This window comes from Paenibacillus physcomitrellae, assembly GCF_002240225.1.
Taxonomy (GTDB): domain Bacteria; phylum Bacillota; class Bacilli; order Paenibacillales; family Paenibacillaceae; genus Fontibacillus; species Fontibacillus physcomitrellae.
This window is the reverse complement of the sequence record NZ_CP022584.1, coordinates 1,798,651-1,820,883: the sequence shown is the minus strand read 5'-3', so window position 1 is coordinate 1,820,883 and position 22,233 is coordinate 1,798,651. Positions and strand designations below refer to the sequence as shown.

Annotated in this window: 15 protein-coding genes; 14 read left to right on the top strand and 1 reads right to left on the bottom strand. The window is 53.0% G+C overall.

The window, feature by feature from the left end; translation table 11 throughout:
* Positions 1 to 62: 62 nt before the first annotated feature.
* The 7 genes from CBE73_RS08240 to CBE73_RS08205 all read left to right on the top strand — a co-directional run bounded on the left by CBE73_RS08240 (position 63) and on the right by CBE73_RS08205 (position 9,698).
* Positions 63 to 1,130 (top strand): YeeE/YedE family protein, encoded by a 1,068-nt coding sequence (locus CBE73_RS08240; RefSeq protein ID WP_094093828.1) that lies wholly within the window; start codon positions 63 to 65, stop codon positions 1,128 to 1,130.
* A 13-nt stretch (positions 1,131 to 1,143) separates the two neighbouring features.
* On the top strand, positions 1,144 to 1,371 hold the full coding sequence (locus CBE73_RS08235; protein ID WP_094093827.1) for a sulfurtransferase TusA family protein: 228 nt from the start codon (positions 1,144 to 1,146) through the stop codon (positions 1,369 to 1,371).
* Positions 1,372 to 1,654: 283 nt separating this feature from the next.
* Positions 1,655 to 3,289 (top strand): type 2 periplasmic-binding domain-containing protein, encoded by a 1,635-nt coding sequence (locus tag CBE73_RS08225; RefSeq protein WP_094093825.1) that lies wholly within the window; start codon positions 1,655 to 1,657, stop codon positions 3,287 to 3,289.
* A gap of 219 nt (positions 3,290 to 3,508) precedes the next feature.
* On the top strand, positions 3,509 to 4,432 hold the full coding sequence (locus CBE73_RS08220) for an ABC transporter permease (protein ID WP_094096201.1): 924 nt from the start codon (positions 3,509 to 3,511) through the stop codon (positions 4,430 to 4,432).
* Between the two features lie 13 nt (positions 4,433 to 4,445).
* Positions 4,446 to 5,324 (top strand): carbohydrate ABC transporter permease, encoded by an 879-nt coding sequence (locus CBE73_RS08215; protein WP_373286377.1) that lies wholly within the window; start codon positions 4,446 to 4,448, stop codon positions 5,322 to 5,324.
* 320 nt (positions 5,325 to 5,644) lie between these two features.
* Complete coding sequence (locus tag CBE73_RS08210) at positions 5,645 to 7,987, top strand: helix-turn-helix domain-containing protein (protein WP_094093824.1); 2,343 nt, start codon at positions 5,645 to 5,647, stop codon at positions 7,985 to 7,987.
* 34 nt (positions 7,988 to 8,021) lie between these two features.
* On the top strand, positions 8,022 to 9,698 hold the full coding sequence (locus CBE73_RS08205; protein WP_094093823.1) for an extracellular solute-binding protein: 1,677 nt from the start codon (positions 8,022 to 8,024) through the stop codon (positions 9,696 to 9,698).
* A gap of 198 nt (positions 9,699 to 9,896) precedes the next feature.
* Here the strand turns inward: CBE73_RS08205 and CBE73_RS08200 are convergent, their stop codons facing one another.
* Entirely contained in the window at positions 9,897 to 10,820 is a 924-nt protein-coding gene (locus CBE73_RS08200; protein WP_094093822.1) for an AEC family transporter, read from the bottom strand.
* Between the two features lie 424 nt (positions 10,821 to 11,244).
* Here CBE73_RS08200 and CBE73_RS08195 point away from each other — a divergent pair, with 424 nt between their 5' ends.
* The 7 genes from CBE73_RS08195 (at position 11,245) to CBE73_RS08165 (ending at position 22,230) form a co-directional block, all read left to right on the top strand.
* Complete coding sequence (locus CBE73_RS08195) at positions 11,245 to 12,486, top strand: sugar ABC transporter substrate-binding protein (RefSeq protein ID WP_094093821.1); 1,242 nt, start codon at positions 11,245 to 11,247, stop codon at positions 12,484 to 12,486.
* Positions 12,487 to 12,616: 130 nt separating this feature from the next.
* Positions 12,617 to 13,516 (top strand): carbohydrate ABC transporter permease, encoded by a 900-nt coding sequence (locus tag CBE73_RS08190; RefSeq protein WP_094093820.1) that lies wholly within the window; start codon positions 12,617 to 12,619, stop codon positions 13,514 to 13,516.
* 17 nt (positions 13,517 to 13,533) lie between these two features.
* On the top strand, positions 13,534 to 14,352 hold the full coding sequence (locus CBE73_RS08185) for a carbohydrate ABC transporter permease (protein ID WP_094093819.1): 819 nt from the start codon (positions 13,534 to 13,536) through the stop codon (positions 14,350 to 14,352).
* 41 nt (positions 14,353 to 14,393) lie between these two features.
* A complete protein-coding gene (locus tag CBE73_RS08180; RefSeq protein ID WP_094093818.1) occupies positions 14,394 to 15,383 on the top strand; it encodes a LacI family DNA-binding transcriptional regulator in 990 nt (329 codons plus the stop codon).
* A gap of 60 nt (positions 15,384 to 15,443) precedes the next feature.
* Complete coding sequence (locus CBE73_RS08175; protein ID WP_094093817.1) at positions 15,444 to 16,205, top strand: alpha/beta hydrolase; 762 nt, start codon at positions 15,444 to 15,446, stop codon at positions 16,203 to 16,205.
* Between the two features lie 397 nt (positions 16,206 to 16,602).
* A complete protein-coding gene (gene bglX, locus CBE73_RS08170) occupies positions 16,603 to 18,768 on the top strand; it encodes a beta-glucosidase BglX (protein WP_094093816.1) in 2,166 nt (721 codons plus the stop codon).
* A gap of 63 nt (positions 18,769 to 18,831) precedes the next feature.
* Entirely contained in the window at positions 18,832 to 22,230 is a 3,399-nt protein-coding gene (locus CBE73_RS08165; protein WP_094093815.1) for a GH36-type glycosyl hydrolase domain-containing protein, read from the top strand.
* The last annotated feature ends 3 nt before the right edge of the window (positions 22,231 to 22,233 follow it).

The window sequence follows — 22,233 nt, the reverse complement described above, 5'->3', positions numbered from 1 at the left end:
ATAGGGATTGTTAATATAATGAAAGTGAAAAGAAAGAGATGGAAAAGGGGAGAAACAACACAATGCTGCAGATGGTGATTACCGGTTTAATTTGCGGAGCTTTGCTCGGGTTTGTTATGCAAAGAGGGCGTTTCTGTCTGACAGGCGGCTTCCGGGATATGTACCTGACGAAGAACAATCGAATGTTTTATGCCTTATTAATTGCTATTGCGATTCAGGCCGTGGGTATCTTTGCGCTTGTGGAAGCGGGCGTTATTACCTTCTCGGCTGGATCTTTTAATTGGCTTGCGGTGATCGTAGGCTCATATGTCTTCGGAATCGGTATTGTTCTGGCTGGGGGCTGCGCTACAGGAACTTGGTACCGGGCAGGCGAAGGCCTGATCGGCAGCTGGATTGCCCTTGCCGGTTATATGACTATGGCCGCTATTATGAAAACGGGCCCGTTGTCCGGCATTCAAAAGTCCATGACTGAGGTCCATACGTCAACCAACTCCATTCCGGACACGTTTGGCATCAGCGCCTGGTATTTCGTTGCTTTGCTGGCTGTTGTCACTTTGTTCTTCGCCGTGCGTGAGCTGCTCAAGCCTAAAGCCGCGCTTCCGAAGCTGAAGCAGAAACGCAGCGGGCTGGCGCACCTCTTGTTCGAGAAACGCTGGCACCCGTTCTTTACGGCTATCCTGGTCGGCTTGATCGCCGTGTTGGCTTGGCCGCTCAGTGAAGCGACAGGCCGTAAAGCAGGCCTGGGCATTACAACGCCTTCGGCTAACCTGCTTCAGTATCTGGTTAATGGAGATCAAAGCTTTTTGAACTGGGGCGTGTTCCTCGTGCTTGGCATCTTGCTGGGTTCGTTTGTCGCCGCTAAAGCCAGCCGGGAATTTAAATTCCGAGCTCCGGATGCGAGAACGTCCGTGACCAGCTTCGCAGGCGGAATTGCCATGGGCTTCGGCGCCAGCTTGGCCGGCGGCTGCTCGATCGGCAACGGTCTGGTGCAGACAGCCATGATGACCTGGCAGGGCTGGGTAGCGTTGGCGGTTATGATTTTAGGGACCTGGACGGCTTCGTATTTTGTTTATGTCCGTCCGCGTTCGCAAAAAACAAAAACAGCTGCAGCCGTTAAAGCTGCGGTTTAAGGAGGAAATTTAAATGAGTCAGCAAAAATTATCCGTCATCGGACAGGTTTGTCCTTTCCCTCTGATCGAAGCGAAAGAAGCTATGAACGCCCTGAACAGCGGAGATGAACTGATTATTGATTTCGACTGCACCCAAGCTACGGAAAGCATTCCGGAGTGGACGGCTGCTGAAGGACATACGGTTACGAACTATGAGCAAATCGATGATGCGACCTGGACCATAACGATCCGCAAAAAATAACGGATATAAAGTATCATAAACAAGCAGCAAACCTGGCACCTTCAAGAGCCTGTACCGCGTCATAAGATGTTGGTTACAGCTTGGAGGTGCTATTTTTGTGCGCAAACCGGCTCTCAGAAGAGGCGGTTTTTTCTCTTTTTATCTATGCATTTGGAGAAATCATCACCCGCAAAGAGGCAAAAACAACATTGCATTGGCGTTTCTGCACATATCCCTGGATCCCCGGATTCTATAACCTGAAAGGGCAAGATCCATTACCAATCAAATGGGAGGTTATAGAGGCATGAAAAAAATCGCAGCTGCGGCAATGGTCATCACGCTGCTCGGCGCCCTGATGGCGGGCTGCTCATCCGGCGACAAGAACAGCGGAAATGCAGCAGAGGGAGCTAGTCCGGAAGGAACGGCGGGAGCGGCGGAATCGACCACTTATCCGCTCAAAACTGATGAGAAGCTGTCCTATTGGGGCGAAATTAACGGCAACCTGGTTGGGGTCAAGGCTTCGCATGACGAAATTCCTTTTTTCCAGAAATGGCAGGAGAAGACGGGGGTTAAGCTGGACTTTACGGCCCCGCCAAGCGGTCAGGTTAAGGAAGCGTTCAACGTCATGCTGGCTTCCGGAGATTTGCCGGATATGCTCGAATACAACTTTATCGGCGATTTCCCCGGAGGTCCGGAGAAGGCGATCAGCGACGGCTACATTATCAAGCTCAACGATCTGATCGATAAATATGCTCCTAATCTGAAGAAGTACCTGCAGGAGAACCCTGACATTGACAAGATGGTCAAGACGGACAATGGTAGCTATTATGTATTCCCGTTCATCCGGGGTGACGAATATCTGCGCGTCTTCCAGGGACCGGTTATCCGCAAGGACTGGCTGGATGAGCTTGGGCTTCCGGTACCGGAAACGATTGACGAATGGACAACAACGCTTAGAGCCTTCAAAGAGAAAAAAGGAGCCGCAGCTCCGTTCTCGGTGGTCAGCAAACCACGTTTCTTCAATGAATCCGGCAACGGCGCGTTTATCGGCGCCTTCGGCGTGAACCGCGGATTCTATCAGGAAGACGGGGCAGTCAAATTCGGACCGGCTGAAGCTGGGTTCAAGGATTATCTGAAGCTGTTTCATGATTGGTATGCGGAAGGTTTGATCGATAAAAATATCGCCACAGCCGATACCAAAGCAGTGGACGGCAACATTGCCTCCGGCGCAACCGGAGCGACGGTCGGCAACGCAGGAGGCGGCATCGGCAAATGGCAGCCGCTTGTAGAGGCCAATGATCCGAAGGCGGTGCTGGTTGCCGCTCCATATCCGGTGCTCAAGAAAGGCGATAAACCAAAGTTCGGCCAGATGAATCAGGCTTATGCCTCCGAGGGAACGGTAGCCGTTACAACGGCAGCCAAGGATCCTGCGCTGGCGGTGCGTATGCTGGATTACGGCTACAGCGAAGAAGGACATATGTTCTTTAACTTTGGTGAAGAGGGCGTCAGCTATACGATGGAGGACGGCTATCCGAAATTCACCGATCTGCTTATGAACAACCCGGACAAACTGGCTCCGGCTCAGGCGATTTCCCTGTATGCGCGAAGCAGCTATAACGGACCGTTTGTACAGGATAAACGCTACGCCGAGCAGTTCTTTGCCCTTCAGACACAGCGGGATGCCGTGGAAATCTGGAAAAATACGGACGCGGCGAAATACAATCTGCCGAACATCACGCCAACACCAGAGGAAAGCTCCGAATACGCCACCATCATGAACGACATTAATACGCTGGTGGATGAAATGACGATCAAGATCATTCTTGGTTCCGAGCCGGTAGACAAATTTGACGACTATGTCGCCAAGATGAAGTCGCTGGGTCTGGACCGGGCGATCGAGATTGAAACGGCAGCGCTGCAGCGGTACAACAGCCGGTAAACCTGTGAGTCGCTAAAGCAGGGCGTAGCCCCAGACGGTTAGTGTAGCAGCCAAAGCACACAGCCAGAGCATGAAGCCAAAGCGCGCTGCTTGCGGAAGCAGCAGCTGTCAGATATCTAAAAGCAAGTATGTAAAGCGAAGTAAAGCAGATAAGTAAATAAGTAAAAGGGAAGGGGAGAGCCCGCTCTCCCCTCTATGGAAATCGAGGTGAATTCGGGCATGGGAAATCGGCAAACGCTCAGAAGACGGCTGGTTCGCGACTTTTTGCTCAATAAATATTTGTACCTCATGATGGTCCCGGTGATCGCCTATTATTTGGTTTTCTTCTACGGACCTATGTACGGGGCGCTGATTGCGTTTAAGGACTATTCGCCTATGAAAGGCATTTTGGGCAGCGATTGGGTTGGACTAAAGCATTTTCAGGACTTCTTCGGCAGCTTTTATTTTCTGAGAGTGTTAAAAAATACGATTTTGATCAGTTTGTATACGCTGCTCTTTGAGTTCCCGGCGCCGATTCTGTTGGCTTTATTGATCAACGAGGTGCGCAGGAAGAAATTTAAACGTGTCGTGCAGACGATTACTTATATGCCGTATTTTATTTCGCTTGTTGTCATCTGCGGCATTATTACCGATTTTACGAACGCGGACGGACTCATTAACCGCATGTTTATGTTCCTCGGCTACGACGGTCAGGCCATGCTGCAGAAACCGGAACTGTTCCGTCCGATCTATGTGTTGTCCGAAATCTGGCAGCGGATCGGCTGGGAGTCGATTATTTATATCGCAGCCTTGATGAGCATCGATTTGGAGCAGTATGAAGCAGCGCGGATCGACGGCGCCAGCCGGCTCAAGCAAATGATTTATATTACGCTGCCGGGGCTCCTGCCAACGATTATGATCATGTTCATTCTCCGGATGGGGAATCTGCTTAATGTCGGATTTGAGAAAATTATTCTGCTCTATAATCCGGTCACGTATGAAACGGCGGACGTTATTTCCTCCTTCGTCTACCGGAAAGGGCTGCTGGAATTCGGCTGGAGCTACAGCTCCGCTGTCGGTTTGTTCAATTCGGTGATCAATCTCGTCCTGTTAATTACGGCTAATACCCTCAGCCGGAGGGCGACCCAAAACAGTCTATGGTGAGGTGATTAGCTTGATAACAGAGCAAAGTTGGGGAGACCGGATCTTTACGGCCATCAACTATACCCTGCTGACCCTTCTGGTCATCGCGACCTTGTACCCGCTGCTGTACGTGTTGTTCGCTTCCTTCAGCGAATCCGCGCAGCTGCTTGGCCACAAAGGGTTCTTGTGGAAACCACTGGGTTTCAGCCTTGAAGCTTATAAAAGCGTGCTTAACAATCCCGGGATCGGCATCGGCTTCCGAAATACGCTGTTCATTCTTGTGTTCGGGGTAGCGGTCAATTTGCTGATGACCTCGATGGGCGCTTATGTGCTGTCCCGCAAAAATGTCATGTGGAACAAAGTGTTCATGTTCCTTATCGTGTTCACGATGTTCTTCAGCGGCGGTTTGATTCCGCTGTATCTCGTGGTGAAAGGCGTTGGCCTGCTGAACTCCTTGTGGTCTACGATTATCCCGTTCAGCATCAGCACCTTCAACCTGATCATTATGAGGACCTCCTTCATGGGGATTCCGGACAGCCTGGAAGAGTCAGCGAAAATCGATGGCGCGAACCATTTTACGATTCTGTTCCGGATCATTATTCCGTTGTCCATGCCGGTGATCGCCGTGATGATTCTCTACTACGCCGTAGATAAATGGAACGGCTGGTTCTACGCCTCGGTGTTCATCAAGGACCGGAACTTGTTCCCGGTTCAGCTGGTGCTGCGCGAGATTCTGATCTCCAACTCGACCGATAGTATGTCTTCGGGGGCTTCGGCCGGGGATCGGTTCCAAATCGGGGAGACGATCAAATACGCCACGATTATGGTCGCGACCGTACCGATCCTGTGCGTGTACCCGTTCCTGCAGCGGTTTTTCGTCAAAGGCGTGATGGTCGGCTCGTTAAAAGGATAGGAATGTGAGCCGTCCGAAAGGCGTATCAAGTTAGTAGATTTAATGGATGCAGTGATTCAAACGATGCAATTGACGCAAACGTCGAAAACGACGCGAATGATGCAATTGGATACAAACCTCGGCAAAGCCCGGGCAGACCGCAAGGTCCCCTGAGGCTTTTTCGTGTTTGTTCTGCCTGAAACCGCCTTGATTTCCCATTTGATCAACCGGATTTACCTTTTTGACTATACGTCTGCAGGGGGATATTCGGGTATAATGGATGTCTAATCAAGCGAAGAAAGACTTGAAAGGTAAACTACTTAGGCATGGGGATGGTCTAAATGAACTTTCGAAATCTATGGCGGAAGCGGGAAAGCATTATTGTCACCTGGCTTGTCTCTTACAGTGCAGTCCTCTTTGTCCCGATTGCGATCAGTCTGGTCATTTATGCTCAGTCCAGCCAGGCTCTCAAAAGTGAGATTCATCGGGCCAACGACTCCTTACTCAAGCAGATGAGGTACACAATTGACAGCCAGATCGACCTGATGAAACGACTGAATATGGAAATGACCTGGAGTCCGAATTTGCAGCAGTTGATGTATTCCGGGATACCGGCTCAGGAGGTGCCTTATTCGGCCTACCAGCTGGTGAATGAATTCCGTCTTTACAAGACTTCATATGCATCTATTGACGAGTTCTACGTCATATCCAGCCGGGACGGTTCGGTGTACAGGTCTGGCAACATTAGGGACTTGAATACCGCCTTTTATACGATTCACCGCACAGGTGCGCTTACTTTCGAGGAGTGGAAGAACACGGTTCTGAAAGCCCCTAACAACTCCTTTGTGGTGCTGCCTCATTCCACGGCGGCAGAAGCCAAGACCTCCATCGCTTATATCACACAGTTGCCGAAGGATATGTACGGCGAGAGCGCAGGCAGCGTAGTGGTCATGTCCGATACACGCAGGTTTCAGGAAGCGGTGGCCGGCATCGCCGATTTTAACGGGTTAACGCTGCTGATCTTAAATGCTGACAATGAAATTCTGATGTCCAATCAACCCGGCTCCAAGGAACTAAAGCCATTTATAAATGGTAAGCGCTTTCAGTTTGATCCGAATAAGACCTCCGGTTTAGAGCTGTTTTCTATCGATTCGTCGGTCTCTAATCTTAGATATGCATTGATCATTCCAAGCAGCATTTATTGGGAGAAGGCGGAGTACGTCCGTAATTTTACCTATGTCAGCATTCTGGTCAGCCTGATTGGGGCAGGCGTTCTTACATGGTTCTTCATGCGCCGGAATTATTCGCCGATCCAGCAGCTTGTCGAGTCGCTAAAGGATAAGAACACCGACCGGACTTATGCCGATGTGAACGAATTGCGCTTTATTCAGAAGGTTGTTGCCCGCACGCGGACTGAACATGACGAAATCACCCAGCAGCTGAGGAAACACGAGCAGGTGCTGCGCTCCAATATGATCAACCGGCTGCTGAAGGGCAAGCCGGATACATTGGTCCCTTATGAAGATGCGTTTCGCTCCTTCCAGATGAACTATCTGTCCAGTGAATTTGCCGTTCTCTTGTTCGGCATTGAAAATGAGGAGAAATTGTATGAATTCCTGCCGGGGATCGATCTGAACGAACGGAGCAAGCTGATCCAGCTGATCATTTCCAATGTGGTGGAAGAGCTGGTGGAAAGACAGGGTCATGCCGGCTACGTGGTAGAAGCGGACGACATGATGGTTTGTCTCGTCAATTTGAAAGCGGGGGCCACCACGTGGGAGCAGGATCTGCATCATATCGCTGCTGAAGCGCAGCAATTTCTGGAGCGTTATGATATGGAGATCACCGTCTCCATGAGCGGCCGCCATTCCTCCTGGATTGGCATTTCAGAAGCGTACCGGGAAGCCGTGGATGCGATGGAATACAAGATGGTACTGGGGAAGAAGGGGATCATCGCCTACGAAGACATCCGCCCAGGCAGCTCCGCGGACATCGGTTACGGCTATTATTATCCGCTTCAGGTGGAGCAGCAGCTGATCAATTTCATCAAGGCGGGAGATCTGGAACAGGCCTCCTCCTATATGAATGAGATTATCGAGAAGAATTTGGATAGACCGGTGATGCCGCTGACGATGGCTAGATGTCTCATGTTTAATCTCATCGGAACGATGATCAAGGCGATCAACGAGCTGGGAGACGGCAACGACAGTACGCTTGCCGACAACCCGCGCTGGATCAGCGGCCTTATGGCCTGCGATACGATCCGGGAAATGCAGCAGAAGCTGCAGGCGCTGCTGCAGGAAGTGTGCGGCTTTGCTTCGGCCAAACGATTAACCCATCTGTCCCGGGAGCGTGAAGATTCCCTCCGGACGCTGATGGAGCAGGTTCAGCAGTATATTCAAGACCATTACATGGACATGAATCTGAACGTTAACGCGATCGGGGAGCATTTTCAGCTAAAGGGAAGTTATTTATCCAAGCTCTTTAAGAATCACACGGCCGAGGGATTGCTCGATTACCTTCACAAATACCGGATCGAGCAGGCGAAAGACCTGATGCGAACCCGGCAGGAGTCCGTCAGCGAAACGTCGAGGCAGGTCGGTTACAATGATCCGGCAACCTTTATCCGCGTGTTCAAGAAATATGAAGGCATCACACCGGGCAAATACAAGGAGATTGTTTGAGGGGTTAAAGCTTATCTATTCAGGAGGGATCTGTATGAAGGGAAACGGAAGCGCCAGACGGACGTTGGGAAGATGGATACCGCTGGTTGTGCTGCTCATGATACTGGCGGCCTGCGACAGGGGACGGGACACTGCGCAGCCGACGGGCCCTGTGCAGTCCACAGCGGCTATTTCACATGGGCAGCTGGGAAACCAGGCTTCGCCTGAAACGGATAATAAGCTTACCTATTGGGCGGAACTGAACGGCAACGTAGCGGGTATTAAATCGACCTTTAACCAGGTGCCGTTCTTTCAGGAATGGCAGCGGAGAACCGGGGTAGCGCTGACCTTCATCCAGCCGCCGGCCAACCAGGCCAAGGAAGCGATTAATGTGCTGTTCGCCTCGGGGGATTTGCCCGATATGATGGAATATGAATGGATCAATTATCCGGGAGGGCCGGAGAAGGCGATCCATGACGGATATATTTTACGTCTGAACGATTACATCGACAAATATGCCCCAAATCTGAAAAAGTATCTTCAGGAGCATCCCGATATCGATTTACAGATCCGTACGGCAGGCGGAAGTTATTACGCCTTTCCATTTATTCAGGGGGATGTCCAGCTTCGGACTTATCAAGGGCCGATTATCCGCAAGGATTGGCTGGACGAACTGGGGCTTGAGGTGCCGGTAACCATCGACGATTGGCATACTGTGCTCAAGGCTTTTAAGGAGAAAAAAGGCGCCGAAGCTCCTCTGACCTTCCTGGGTGTTCCGAATCCGCTGTTCGGCATTGAGAGCGGCGGCTTTATCGGGGCGTTCGGGATTAAGAAAGGTTTCTATCAGGAGAACGGCAAAGTGAAGTTTGGGCCGATTGAACCCGGTTATAAAGATTTCCTGGCACTCTTTCGGGAGTGGTATGCGGAAGGGCTGCTGGACCCGAATTTTGCTGCGGTGGACCCGGAGACCCAGGACACAAACATGATTCTGAGCCGCAGCGGGGCGAGCATCTGGAATGCCGGAGCGGGCATAGGTACCTGGCTTCCCTTTATGAAAAATAACGATTCGTCCGTAGAGCTTGCGCCGGCACCTTATCCGGTGCTCCACCGCGGGGAACGTCCTAAGTTCGGACAGCTGGCTCCGGCTGTTGGATCAAGCAGTGTGGCGATTTCCGCCAAAAGCAAACATATCGAAGAAGCGGTAAAAATGCTGGACTACGGCTATGGAGAAGAAGGCCATCTGCTCTTCAATTTTGGCATAGAAGGCGTCAGCTATGAGATGAAGGACGGCTACCCGGCCTATACGGACATTATTCTAAACAATCCGGAGAAGCTGGCGCCATCGCAGGCGCTGGCGATGTATACCCGGGCGAGTTATTTCGGGCCTTTCGTGCAGGATATCCGCTATATGGAGCAGTATTATACGCTGCCTGAGCAGCAGGAGGCGATCCGGTTATGGTCGGATACAGACGCGGCGCTCCATACGCTGCCGGCGCTGCCGATCACGGAGAAAGAAAGTACCGAGCTGTCTGCGATCATGAAGGAAGTAAACAAGCTCGTCACCGAAATGTCCCTCAAAATTATTATGGGCCTTGAGCCTGTATCGGCTTTTGATGAATATGTGAACAAGATTCGTCTGCTCGACATTCAGCGGGCGATCGATATTGAGCAGCTGGCGCTGAACAGCTACCGGACATCGGTATCCGAATCGAAGCCGGGTTCTTCAAGATGAGAGGGGACTGTCTAACCCGGTGTAATTGAAATTGCAGGCGGACCGTCAGGCGGGCTTTTAGTTGGATGGGCTTTGTCCAGAATATGGCCCAGAATATGGTTCAGAGTGATGCTCGGAATATAGAAAGCACCCGGAATCTCGGCCTTGGCGCAGATCGCCAAGCTGATACCCGGGTGCTTTTCTTTTTTTCGAGAGGACTTAGGCCAGATGGCCGGCTAATGAGATCAGGACGGTAATCGTAATGACGTTAATAATTGTGGAGATCAGAATCGTCTGAGCCGCAAAGTCAGGTTCGTTCTGATATTCCTCGGCCAGAATCGAAGTATTGACGCCGACTGGCATACCTGAGGCAATCAGCAGGGCTTGAGCAGGAACACCCTTCATGCCCAGCAGCATAATCAATAAGAAGCCGACAGCCGGTGCGAGCAGCAGACGTAGAGCCACGCTGAGATAGACCTCCAACCGATCGAGCCGCAGCGGATATTTGACGATCTGAGCACCCAGGGTGAGCAGGGCAATCGCGACCAGGGACTTATTTCCATACAGTAATGGCTGATAGATGAAGGCCGGAACCGGCAAAGCCAGCAGATGCCAGATCAGGCCAAGCACCAGCGCGTAAGGCACGGGCATTTTAAGGAACCCTTTGATGGCTTCTTTATATAGGCCGTTACTTTTGGCCCCTTGGATGGAGAGGACGCCGTAAGTGAAGGTCAGTAAGCTTTGGAAAGCCATGATCAGCGCCTGCACCGATCCGGCCATCGGATCGCCTTTGAAGGCTAAATTGTTGACCGGCAGACCGTAGTTGCCGGAGTTATCCAGCAGCAAGCTGTTGGTAAACGCGGCCTGCATCCCTCTTGTGAACTTGCGCTGGCGGCCGACGATCGTTCCCACGACGTAAAGAATCAAGACATACAGCGCGTAGAATAAGGCTACGCTGCCGAGCAGGGAAGCCGACATTTCCGATTCATACATGCTGACAAAGACGGCTGCGGGAGTAATGAAATAAAAGTTGATTTTCGTCAAGGTGTACAGATCAAGCTTGAATATGTACTGCATGATGGAGCCGATTCCGATCAGCACAAAGATAGGCAGGACTACCTGCAATAAAATGTCTGCGATCATGGTGTGGATTCATCTCTTTTCAAAAGGAATAAAGAACTGCGGCAATTGCTTTGTCATTATAACACGTTAAACGGGTCGTGCAGAGGGAATAAAAATCAGATCATTAACAAAAATAAGGGTTGAAATCGCTATCAGGGCGGATTATAATGTGTGTATTGAAACGTTTCGAATTTATTGAAAGTTTAGAAGGGTTCATCTTTCCAATAGACGTTAGATTAAAGCCTCGATGATGGATTGGAAGCGTGAACAAAGGTGGGATAAAAGGGATATACCCTTTATAACCGCCTCTGTATGGCCAAAAAGCTTGTTTATTTGACTCGAAACGAGTACGAATTTTTTTTCGAAATAAATCGAAACGTTTCGAAGTAAGTGCTTTCATTTTGAGTTTTAAAGCAGTGCATACTACAAACGGGGTGAAAGAAAGATGAAGAAAAAAACTTGGGGCATCATGTTCGCTACACTGATGGCATTTTCGCTGGTATTGGCAGGCTGCGGCTCGAACAATTCCAATTCTGGATCGGGAAGCAGCAAAACGCTGAAGGTTTGGTTTATGGGAACCTCCGACACGGTAACGCCGATTACCAAAATGTACGAGGAACAGAATCCGGGCGTTAAGGTTGAGGTTCAGGCTATTCCTTGGGATTCTGCCCATGACAAACTTTTGACAGCGGTTGCTTCGCAAAACGGACCGGATGTTGTGCAAATGGGCACCACCTGGGTTCCTGAGTTTGCGGCCGCCGGCGCGCTTGCCGATCTGGCTCCTTACATCGAAAAATATCCGAACCTGAAAGCGGAAAACTTCTACGACGGTGCGGTTCAAACCGGCCAATATGACGGTAAAACCGTAGGTATCCCTTGGTATGTTGAGACTCGTTCCTTGTTCTACCGCACGGACCTGCTAGGTGATGTGGGTTATCCGGAAGGACCAAAAACGTGGGATGAGCTGAAGGATGCCTCGCAGAAATTGGTAGCGAAAGGCGGCGCTGGACATTATGCCATCACGATTGACGGCAAAGACCAGATTACGGCAGCGATCTTCGCCTGGCAGAACGGCATTGATTTTATCGACGACCAGGGACAGCCACATTTCAATGATCCGAAATATGTGGAAGCGATCGACTACATGAAAAGCTTCTTCGATGAAAAGCTCACGCCTGTAGGCACGGATCTGGATGGGGTAGCAGCGTTTAAAGACGGTACGATCCCTATGTTCATCAGCGGACCTTGGATGATTCAGACCATTAAAGATAAAGATCCTGAAATCGATGGTAAGTGGACGGTAACGACGCTTCCGGCGAAAGAAAACAATGATTCCTCTATCGGCGGCTCCGACCTCTCGATCTTTAACTACAGCAAAAACAAAGACGAAGCAGCTAAATTCATTTCTTTCATGTCGGATAAAGAAGCTCAGCTGAAATACTATGAAACTTCTAACTCTCTGCCGGCCCTTAAAACGGCCTGGGATGATCAGGCTTTCCAAGATCCAATGATCGCGGCTTTCGGCAAACAGCTCGAAACGGCCCGTCCGGCGCCGCAAATCAAAGAATGGGAAACCATCGCTCAGGCTCAAATTGCATCCTTTGAGCAAATCTCCATCGGCGGCGCGGATACACAAACCGAAATGGATAAGCTGAATGACAAAGCCAAGGAAATTCTGGCGAAATAATCATTCAGAATGGAAAGCTCACGCTGCGCCGGGGTTCCGCTGAAAGGCGGGTCCCGGCTGTATGCTTTTAGCATTTAGGTCCGCCTAAATGGCGGCGTTCTTTGGAATTACCATCAAAGGGGTGAAGATGATGAGGGAGTTCGCGAAACAGTGGAACAAAAATAAATATCCATATATGTTTATTGCTCCGGCCGTTTTGCTGCTGGTCGTTTTTTCGATCATTCCGATTATTATTGCGCTTGTAATCAGTTTTACCAATATGGACCTGATCGGACTTGCCGATTATTCCAATATCCGCGGCGTCGGCTTGGACAATTATATCAACATTTTTAAAGATCCCGTGTTCCTGAAATCTTTGTTTAATACGTTCATTTACGTGATCGTTGGGGTGCCGCTGGTGGTCATATGCGCCATGGCGGTAGCTTTGCTGCTCAACTATGGCACAAGCTGGCTGTTCAAGACGTTCCGCGTCATCTATTACATGCCTTCCATCACGAATATCGTAGCGGTTGCCGTGGTGTGGGGTTATCTGTATAACGGCTCCTACGGCTTGTTTAACTACATGCTTTCGTGGTTTGGCATCCCGGCCCAGCAGTGGCTGCAGGATCCGACGCTCGCCAAGTTTTCCCTGATTCTGCTGGCCCTGTGGAAGGCCATCGGCCTGAACATGATTATTTTCCTGGCCGCGCTGCAGGGAATTCCCCGTTCCTATTATGAAGCCGCTGAAATCGACGGGGCTACGGGATGGAAGAAGCTGCGCTATATCACGATTCCGCTGCTGAGCTTCGCGACCTTCTTCGTTACGATTACGACTTTGATCGGCTGGATTCAGTTCTTCGAGGAACCGTTCGTCATGACGAAAGGCGGGCCGCTGAACGCGACCATGTCGCTGGCGCTCTTCATTTACAACAACGGCTTTAAGCTCAGCAACTTCGGTTACGCGGCTTCGGGTTCGTTTGTACTGTTCGTCATCATTATTCTGGCCACCATCGTGCAGTTTGCGGTGAGAAAGAAAGAAGTCGAGTATTAAGAAGGAGGAGAACCGGCATGGCCGTCAAAAAGATTGAAAAAGGCGTGATGATAGCGCTCCTGATTCTGGGCGGCATTCTGATGATGGTTCCGTTCATCTGGATGCTCGGCTCGTCGTTTAAGCCGGAGAATGAATTTACGGCAATTCCGCCAACCATTATTCCGCATCATCCGACCTGGAACAACTACAGCAGGCTGTTTACGGAAATGGATTTCCTGGTTTATCTGAAAAATACGCTGATTATCGTCATTTGTTCGTTTGTCGGCTTGCTGCTGAACGCTTTGGCCGGCTACGCTTTTGCGAAATTCGAATTTCCGGGAAAAAACGGCTTTTTCTATTTGATCCTGGCTACCATGATGATTCCGGGCCAGGTTACCATGATTCCGACGTATTTGATCATCAACAAGATGGGACTGGTCAACACGATGGCGGGGATTGTCCTTCCGGGACTGGTTGGCGCCTTCGGCATCTTTTTGTTCCGCCAGTTCATGGCCACCATCCCGACGGATTTGATGGAGGCGGCGCGTCTGGACGGTGCCGGGGAGTTCCGCATTTTCTTCCGGCTGATCCTGCCGATCGTGAAACCGGTATTTGCGGTTCAGGCGATTCTAACGTTTATCGGGGCCTGGAACAGCTTCCTGTGGCCGCTCATTATTGCCAACGATGAGAAGCTGTACACCTTGTCCGTAGGGCTTTCGCTGCTAAAAGGGCAATACGGCACCGAATTTGGCCTGCAGATGGCGGGCGCAGCCTTTATGGTCATTCCTATCATTATTATTTTTACTTTCTTTCAGAAACATATTATTGAAGGATATACGATTTCCGGGATGAAATAAATAAGTAGACTATGCAAGGCTTGGGAAGGACTGGATGAACGATGGCTACGATTAAAGATGTGGCAAAATTGGCGGGAGTCGCGTTATCTACCGCTTCATACGCTTTGAGCGGCGACAGCAAGGTAAGCTCGAAGACACGCGAGAAGGTGCTGGAGGCGGCAAGACAGCTCAATTATCGGAAAAACGGTTTTGCCATGGATTTAAAGCGCAGCCGTACGAATACGATTGCTCTGATTCTTACCGACTTGTCCGGGCCTTATTATTCCGAGCTGATCCGCAGCGTGCAGGACGTGGCTTTATCGAACGGCTATGATCTGATTGCCTGCAGCTCCATGGGAGGCAAAGACTCTACAGCGGTTAAATTCCTGCGGGAAAAAAGGGTGGACGGGGCCGTCGTGCTGGCCCATAACATTACGGATGAAATTTTGCTGAGTTCGGCGAGCGCCGCTTTTCCGATCGTCGTTATGGACCGAAAAACGACCGGTGAAGGTTTGATCAGCGTTGTGGTCGACGGGGAACAGGGCGGTTATGACGCCACCCGGCATTTGATCGAGAAGGGTCACCGGCAGATTGCTTATATCAGCGGCCCGTCGAATTCCTTTGACAACGCGATGCGTTATCAGGGGTTCCTGCGGGCGATGCGCGAAGCCGGGCTTGAGGAGAAAGCCAAGTGGCGGCTGGGCGGCAGCTTTATCCGCGAAGGCGGCTACAAGGCGACCAAAATGATGATGATGCAGGGCGAGCTGCCGACCGCGGTATTTTACGCGAATGACGAAATGGCCGTCGGCGGCATCAAAGCGCTGGAGGAAGGCGGGGTTTCGATTCCGGATGAAATCTCCGTGATCGGCTTTGACGATATTCAGCTTGCTGAATATGTCCATCCTGCCTTGACGACGATTCACCAGCCGATGCATGAATCGGGTTCGCTGGCCGGCCATCTGCTGTTTCAAATGTTGAACGGCGAAGAAGTCAACGAGGCCTACAAGCTGAAAGTAGAGCTGATCCGTCGGAATTCGGTGAAGCAGGTATAAATTAGGTACCGCATACGTGTGGAAATTAGGTAAAACTGAGAGTCCAAGGAGGACACCGTTATGCCGTTTATTCAAACCTCGCTGTTCTCGGAAACGCTTGGTATGCCGACCGAAATTAACGTGGTGATTCCGCACCTGCCTGATGGAGACATCCGGAACAAAGCCAAGCTGCCTGTGCTTTATTTGCTGCATGGCTTGGGAGGCGATCACAAGGAGTGGACCCGGCAATCCTCTATTGAGCGTTACGCGGAGAGTAAAGGCGTAGCTTTGGTCATGCCGCGTGCGGACCGGAGTTATTATACGGATATGAAGCAGGGAGGCGCTTATTTTACTTATTTGAGCGAAGAACTCCCCGAGCTGGTGTCCTATTTGTTTCCACTGTCGCGGCGGCGCGAGGATACGTTTGTCGCCGGTATTTCGATGGGCGGCTACGGCGCCTTCAAGCTGGCGCTGCGCTGTCCGGAGCGGTATGCCGCAGCGGCCAGCCTTTCGGGCGCCTTGGATATCGTCGGCCGGGTCAATGGGCCAAACGGGTTCCAGCCCGGCGAGGCGGAGCGGATCTTCGGCGATCCGGGCCGGCTGCAAGGCAGCGGCGACGATTTGCTGGCCCTTCTTCCGAAGGCGGCGAAATCCGGGTTCTTGCCCAGGCTCTATCAATGCTGCGGGACAGAGGATTTCCTGTACGAAGGAAACCGGATCTTCCTCCGTCATGCCGAACAGGCAGGTCTGAAGGTGGCTTATGAGGAAAGCCCGGGCGAACATGAATGGGGCTATTGGGATCGTCAGGCCCGCCGGATGATGGAGTGGCTGCCGTGCCGGTAACCCGGAGGCAAGCAGGCAATTCGTCAGGCAGTTTCAAAAGGCAGGATTTCTGGCTCATGGGCGGTTCTTTTGGGCCCGCTTGTTCTGAGTTAACCTGTATTAGATAGCCTATATTTAGGTACCCCGCTTTCAGGACGCCCGTTTTTCCCGCTCGTCAGGGGTTTTCCCGCGAGCAATAGGATCCGTTTGTTTCGTTAAGGGTTCTTTTATAGCCTGTGGCCTCAGATCGGTCCCTCTTGGAGATTATGACCAGGCAAGGGGATTCTGCGCTTTCAGAAATTTTTTTGCCAATCATTTGAAACGTTTCGATTTACGGTCTTTATAATCGATAAAATATACAGAATTTTACTTGCTTTAATTAAATAGAAACGATTCGAAAATAGGAGGAGAGGCACAGATGACCAACTGGCTCGTTACGGAGTATGTAAACAAAATGACGCTTGAAGAGAAGGTTGCCCAGCTGCTGCAGCTGGCGGTTCCTTTCTTCAAGGGAGCCAAAGACAGCGGCCAGATCACCGGACCGATGAAAAGCCTTGGCATTACGGAGGAGCAGATCGACAACGCTGGATCCGTGCTTGGCCTGGCTGGAGCCGAAGAGGTTCTGGCGGTGCAGAAGGCGCATCTGGCGAACAACCGGCTTGGCATTCCGCTGCTGATCATGGCGGATATCGTGCACGGGTTCAAGACGATTTTCCCCGTGCCGCTTGCCATCGGCTGCTCCTGGGACCTGGAGCTTGCGGAGAAAAGCGCGGAAATCGCGGCTAGAGAAGCGGCCGTGTCAGGCATTCACGTGACGTTTGCCCCAATGGTTGACTTGGTCCGTGATCCGAGATGGGGACGCGTGATGGAGTCGACGGGGGAAGATCCGTACCTGAACTCGCTGTTCGCCCAAGCTTTTGTCCGCGGCTTTCAAGGCGACGATTTGCGGAACGAACGGGACCGCGTGGCAGCTTGCGTGAAGCATTTTGCCGCATACGGCCTGGCTGAAGGCGGCCGGGATTACAACACGGTCGATTTGTCCGAGCTGAAGCTGCGCGAATCCTATTTGCCCGGCTATAAGGCAGCGCTGGATGCGGGTGCGGAAATGGTGATGACTTCCTTCAACACCCTGGACGGCATTCCCGCCACCGGCAACCGCAAGCTGATGCGCAAGCTGCTCCGCGAGGAATGGGGCTTTGACGGCGTACTTATCTCCGATTGGGGAGCGGTCAAAGAGCTGATTCCGCATGGTGTGGCGGAAGACGAACGAGAAGCAGCGCTGAAGGCGCTGCAGGCAGGAGTTGACATCGAAATGATGACCTCTTGTTATGTGCACTATCTTCCGGAGCTGGTTGCAGAAGGGGTCATCGAAGAGAAGCTGGTCGATGAAGCGGTGCTGCGGATCCTGGAGCTGAAAGAGAAGCTGGGTTTGTTTGAACAGCCGCTGCGCGGGGCGGATCTGGAGCTGGAGCGGACCGTCGTGTACAGCAGCGAGCACCGCGCCGTCTCCCGCGAGCTGGCGGCGAAATCGTGCGTGCTGCTGAAGAACGACGGCCTGCTGCCGCTGGGCCGGCAGCAGCGTGTGGCGCTGATCGGGCCGTTTGCCGACAGCGGCGACATTCTCGGTCCGTGGTCCTGGACCGGATCGCAGGAGACGGCGGCTCGGCTCGGCGCCGCCATGCAGGCAGCCAGCGCTGAAGCTTCGAACGTGACGCTTGCCGCAGGCTGCGGCATCGACACGTTTGAGGAAGCGCTGGCGCAGGAGGCCGCCGCCGCTGCGGAGGCGGCGGACGTGCTCGTGCTCGCGCTCGGCGAGGCGTCCGAGATGAGCGGCGAGGCCGGCAGCCGGTCCGATATCCGGCTGCCGCAGGCGCAGCTGGAGCTGCTGCGGCGCATGAAGCAGCTCGGCAAACCGCTGGCGGTCGTGCTGTTTAACGGCCGCCCTCTGGATTTGAGCGGCGTCCTGGACGAAGCGGACGCCGTGCTGGAGGCCTGGTTCCCGGGCAGCGAAGGCGGTCTGGCAATTGCCGACCTGCTCTACGGCAACGTGAACCCGTCCGGCAAGCTGACGATGTCTTTCCCTTATTCGGCCGGGCAGATTCCGGTCTATTATAACTCTTTTAATACCGGCCGCCCGCAGGGCGCGCCGGATGCGCAGGTCCGCTACGTCTCGCAGTATCTGGACGTTCCGAATGAACCTTTGCTGCCGTTCGGCTATGGGCTGAGCTATACGACCTTTGCCTACGGACAGCCGGAGCTGTCTTCGGCAACGTTAACGGCCGAGCAGCCGCTGCAGGTGTCCGTAGCGGTCACCAACACGGGCAGCACAGCCGGTACGGAAATCGTCCAGCTCTATATCCGCGATATGGCAGGTGAAGTTGTCCGTCCGCTGAAGGAGCTGAAAGCTTTCAGCCGGGTCGAGCTCGCTCCGGGCGAAAGCCGGACTATAAGCTTTGAAATTAACGAAGCCATGCTCCGCTATTACCACAGCGACTTGTCCTTCGGCAGCGATCCGGGGGCTTTCAAGCTGATGATCGGCGGCAGCAGCCGGGATGTGCAGGAGGCCGATTTCCGGCTCGTTTAACGATAGATGGACCTTTAAACAAACGGCTTGAGGCCGAAAGAGAGAGAAAAGGACGTGAGAAAAATGACAACTGTAACGGAATCCAAGCTGTCTCTCCGCAAGGGCGGACTTCAATTTGATTTCCTGGCCAGCGGAGACCTCCGCCAGGCGGCCGGCGGAGACTTCCTGATCAACCAGCTGGCGGGCAACCCGGTGGATGGGGCGGCCGGCAATCTGTTCCTTAGAATTCACTCCCGGGACGGCATCGAAGCTTACCCGCTGCTTGGCAGCCGGTCAGCCAGCCGGTTCGGCCGTCTTGGCGACCGGCTGGTTTGGTCCGGCCGGATTCAGCACCCTGCGGCGGGAGCCGAAGGGGTGGGATATGAGGTTGTTTTTACGCTGACCGATCGTGGGGTCTGGTTCTGGGATGTCCGGCTTCAAGGCAGCGGCGCCGAGGTGGACGTCGTGTACGGCCAAGACGTCGGACTGGCCCATCCGGGTGCGGTGCGCAGCAATGAAGCGTACATGTCTCAATACATCGACCACGCCGTATTTAAAGACGAAACGGGCAGTTATGCCGTTTGTTCCCGCCAGAACCAGCCGCAGGGCGGTTTATTCCCTTACCTGCAGCAGGGATCGCTGACGGGAGCGGCCGGGTTCTCCACGGACGGCTTCCAGTTCTTTGGTTTGTCCTATAAGGAAACGGGCCTTCCGGAGAGCCTGTACCAAACCAGCCTGGCCAATGAAATTTACCAGTATGAATTTGCATATACGGCTCTGCAGTCCGCCCGCAGCGTATTGGATGGCCAAGCCCGTTACGTGTTCTACGGATTGTTTAAGGATGACCATCCCGCTGCGATTGCCGGTCTTGAATTCACGGATATCATCCGGCAAGCCTGGAGAGAAGCGGAACAAGATGCGCCGGCTCCTTTCGGGGGCGAACAGTCGCACCAGGATTTGTCTTCAAATCCGCCGGGAATGATGACGGCTATCGGAGCACCGCTGCAAACCCTCTCCATGCTGCCGGAGGAGCTGGACCTGCTGTTCCCGGTCCGGAAGCAGGAGGAGCTTGAAGACGGGCAGCTGCTATCTTTTTTCACGGACACTTATGAGCATGTGGTCCTGAAGGAGAAGGAGCTTCGCGTAGAACGGCCGCACGGGCATATTCTGATGAGCGGGGACAACGCTCGGATGAATCCGGAGGTCATGACTACAACTTCATATATGTATGGCATTTTTAACTCCCAGGTCGTTGTGGGGAATACGAATTTTAACAAAATGATGAGCAACGCGCGGAATGCCTTAAATGTGCAGAAAACGTCCGGCCAGCGGCTGTACGTCGAATTGGACGGGGAATACCGTCTGCTCGCCATGCCTTCCCTGTTTGAAATGGGCTTCAATTATACACGCTGGTACTATAAAACGGCTTCCGAGACGCTGATCGTCACGAACTACACGACCGTGGATTCGCCGGAGGTCCGCCTGCACGTTCGCTCCGCAAGCGGCGCAGCGTACCGGTTCCTGATCAGCAGTCAAATTACGATGAACGTCAATGAATATGAAGTTCCGTTTGTAATGGAGCAGGCCGAAGATTCCGGCATGCTGATCTTCCGTGCAGACGCCGGTTCCCTAAGCGCAGGCGTTTATCCGCAGCTGCAGTACCGGATGAGCCTGGCAGGAGCCCAATACCGTCTGGGCGATGAGCGGATGTTGGCCGAAGGCGCGGAGGCAGGCAGCGCTTCACTGGTCGTGCAGGTGCTGGAACCGTCCGCGGAATGGACGCTTACCCTGCAGGGGCTGCTGAACGGCGGTGATTTGCCGGTGACGGATCGTCCTGTTGAAGAGGAAATCCGTAAATACCGCGAGTTCTTCGCCAAGGTTATGAACGGGTTCCGTCTGAAGGGCGCTTCCGGACAGGAAGAAGGATTGTTTAAAGTTAACGCGCTTGCGTGGTGGTATACGCATAATATGCTGGTGCATTATTCTGTTCCGCACGGGCTGGAGCAGTATGGCGGTGCGGCCTGGGGAACACGCGACGTCTGCCAGGGACCGGTGGAGTATTTTATGGCCACCCATCATTACGGGCAGGTCCGCGATATTTTGACCACTGTATTCTCCCATCAATATGAAGACGACGGCAGCTGGCCGCAGTGGTTCATGTTTGACGGGTACGCCAATATCCAGCAGGAAGAAAGCCATGGCGATATTATCGTTTGGCCGCTGAAGGTCATCGGCGATTATTTGACGGCCACCGGCGATTTCGCGCTGTTGGACGAACGGGTTCCTTATACGCGCAAGCACAGCTTCGACTTTACGGAGACAGGCGCTTCGGTCCGTGAACATGTGAAAAAGGAGATTGGGTACATCCGGGAGCATTTCCTGCATGACACGTATCTCTCTTCCTACGGGGACGGCGACTGGGATGACACGCTGCAGCCGGCTAACGCGCAGCTCAAGCAGTTTATGGTCAGCAGTTGGACGGTGGCGCTTACTTATCAGGCCGTAACCCAGCTGTCCAAGGTGCTGGAGGAGACGGATCCGCAGTGGTCCGCCGAGCTGAAGGAGCTGGCGGAGGGAATCCGGCGCGATTTCAACCAATATATGCTGGGCACCGGGGTCATCCCGGGATTCCTGTATTTCGAGAACCCGGAAGAAGCCAAGCCGATGCTTCACCCAGCGGATGAGGAGACCGGCATCCAATACCGGCTGCTTCCGATGACCCGGAGCATGATCAGCGAACTGCTGACGCCGGAGCAGATGAAAGCTCATTACGAACTCATTCAGGAGAAGCTGCTGTGCCCGGACGGCGTGCGGCTGATGAACCGGCCGGCCCAATATGTCGGCGGGGTCAGCGTGCACTTTAAACGCGCCGAGCAGGCGGCCAACTTCGGCCGGGAAATCGGCCTGCAGTACGTACATGCGCACATCCGCTACGTGGAAGCGATGGCGAAGATCGGCCAGCCGGAGCAGGCCTGGAAGGGCCTTGCCGCCATCAACCCGATCGGCATCCGGGAAGTGGTACCGAACGCGGCGCTTCGCCAAAGCAACGCTTATTTCAGCAGCTCCGACGGGGATTTCAAAACCCGCTACGAGGCTCAGGAGCGCTTTGGCGAGTTGCGGGAAGGCAAAGTGCAGGTCAAAGGAGGCTGGCGCATTTATTCCAGCGGCCCTGGAATCTACATGAACCAGCTGATCTCCAGAGTCCTGGGCATCCGTGAGGAAAGCGGGGATCTGATCGTGGATCCGGTACTGCCTGCCGAACTGGACGGCGTTTCGTTCGACTTCGAATACGGGGGCACGCCGGTGACCTTCGTTTACCGGATTCGGGAAGGCGTGGTCAGCCGCGTGACGGTCAATGGTCAGGAGATTGCCGGCGAGCGGATTTCGAACCCATACCGGACCGGAGGTTTGCGGGTGAAAGCGGAGGATTTTAGACGGTTTAGAAGTGCGGAGGGAGCTACTCTCGTAGAAATTCGGATGTAACAA

Bases quoted from the DNA above. Each gene is read 5' to 3' on its own strand.
- CBE73_RS08240 (WP_094093828.1), top strand. From the start codon at position 63: ATGCTGCAGATGGTGATTACCGGTTTAATTTGCGGAGCTTTGCTCGGG.
- CBE73_RS08235 (WP_094093827.1), top strand. From the start codon at position 1,144: ATGAGTCAGCAAAAATTATCCGTCATCGGACAGGTTTGTCCTTTCCCT.
- CBE73_RS08225 (WP_094093825.1), top strand. From the start codon at position 1,655: ATGAAAAAAATCGCAGCTGCGGCAATGGTCATCACGCTGCTCGGCGCC.
- CBE73_RS08220 (WP_094096201.1), top strand. From the start codon at position 3,509: ATGGGAAATCGGCAAACGCTCAGAAGACGGCTGGTTCGCGACTTTTTG.
- CBE73_RS08210 (WP_094093824.1), top strand. From the start codon at position 5,645: ATGAACTTTCGAAATCTATGGCGGAAGCGGGAAAGCATTATTGTCACC.
- CBE73_RS08205 (WP_094093823.1), top strand. From the start codon at position 8,022: ATGAAGGGAAACGGAAGCGCCAGACGGACGTTGGGAAGATGGATACCG.
- CBE73_RS08200 (WP_094093822.1), bottom strand. From the start codon at position 10,820: ATGATCGCAGACATTTTATTGCAGGTAGTCCTGCCTATCTTTGTGCTG.
- CBE73_RS08195 (WP_094093821.1), top strand. From the start codon at position 11,245: ATGAAGAAAAAAACTTGGGGCATCATGTTCGCTACACTGATGGCATTT.
- CBE73_RS08190 (WP_094093820.1), top strand. From the start codon at position 12,617: ATGAGGGAGTTCGCGAAACAGTGGAACAAAAATAAATATCCATATATG.
- CBE73_RS08185 (WP_094093819.1), top strand. From the start codon at position 13,534: ATGGCCGTCAAAAAGATTGAAAAAGGCGTGATGATAGCGCTCCTGATT.
- CBE73_RS08180 (WP_094093818.1), top strand. From the start codon at position 14,394: ATGGCTACGATTAAAGATGTGGCAAAATTGGCGGGAGTCGCGTTATCT.
- CBE73_RS08175 (WP_094093817.1), top strand. From the start codon at position 15,444: ATGCCGTTTATTCAAACCTCGCTGTTCTCGGAAACGCTTGGTATGCCG.
- bglX (WP_094093816.1), top strand. From the start codon at position 16,603: ATGACCAACTGGCTCGTTACGGAGTATGTAAACAAAATGACGCTTGAA.
- CBE73_RS08165 (WP_094093815.1), top strand. From the start codon at position 18,832: ATGACAACTGTAACGGAATCCAAGCTGTCTCTCCGCAAGGGCGGACTT.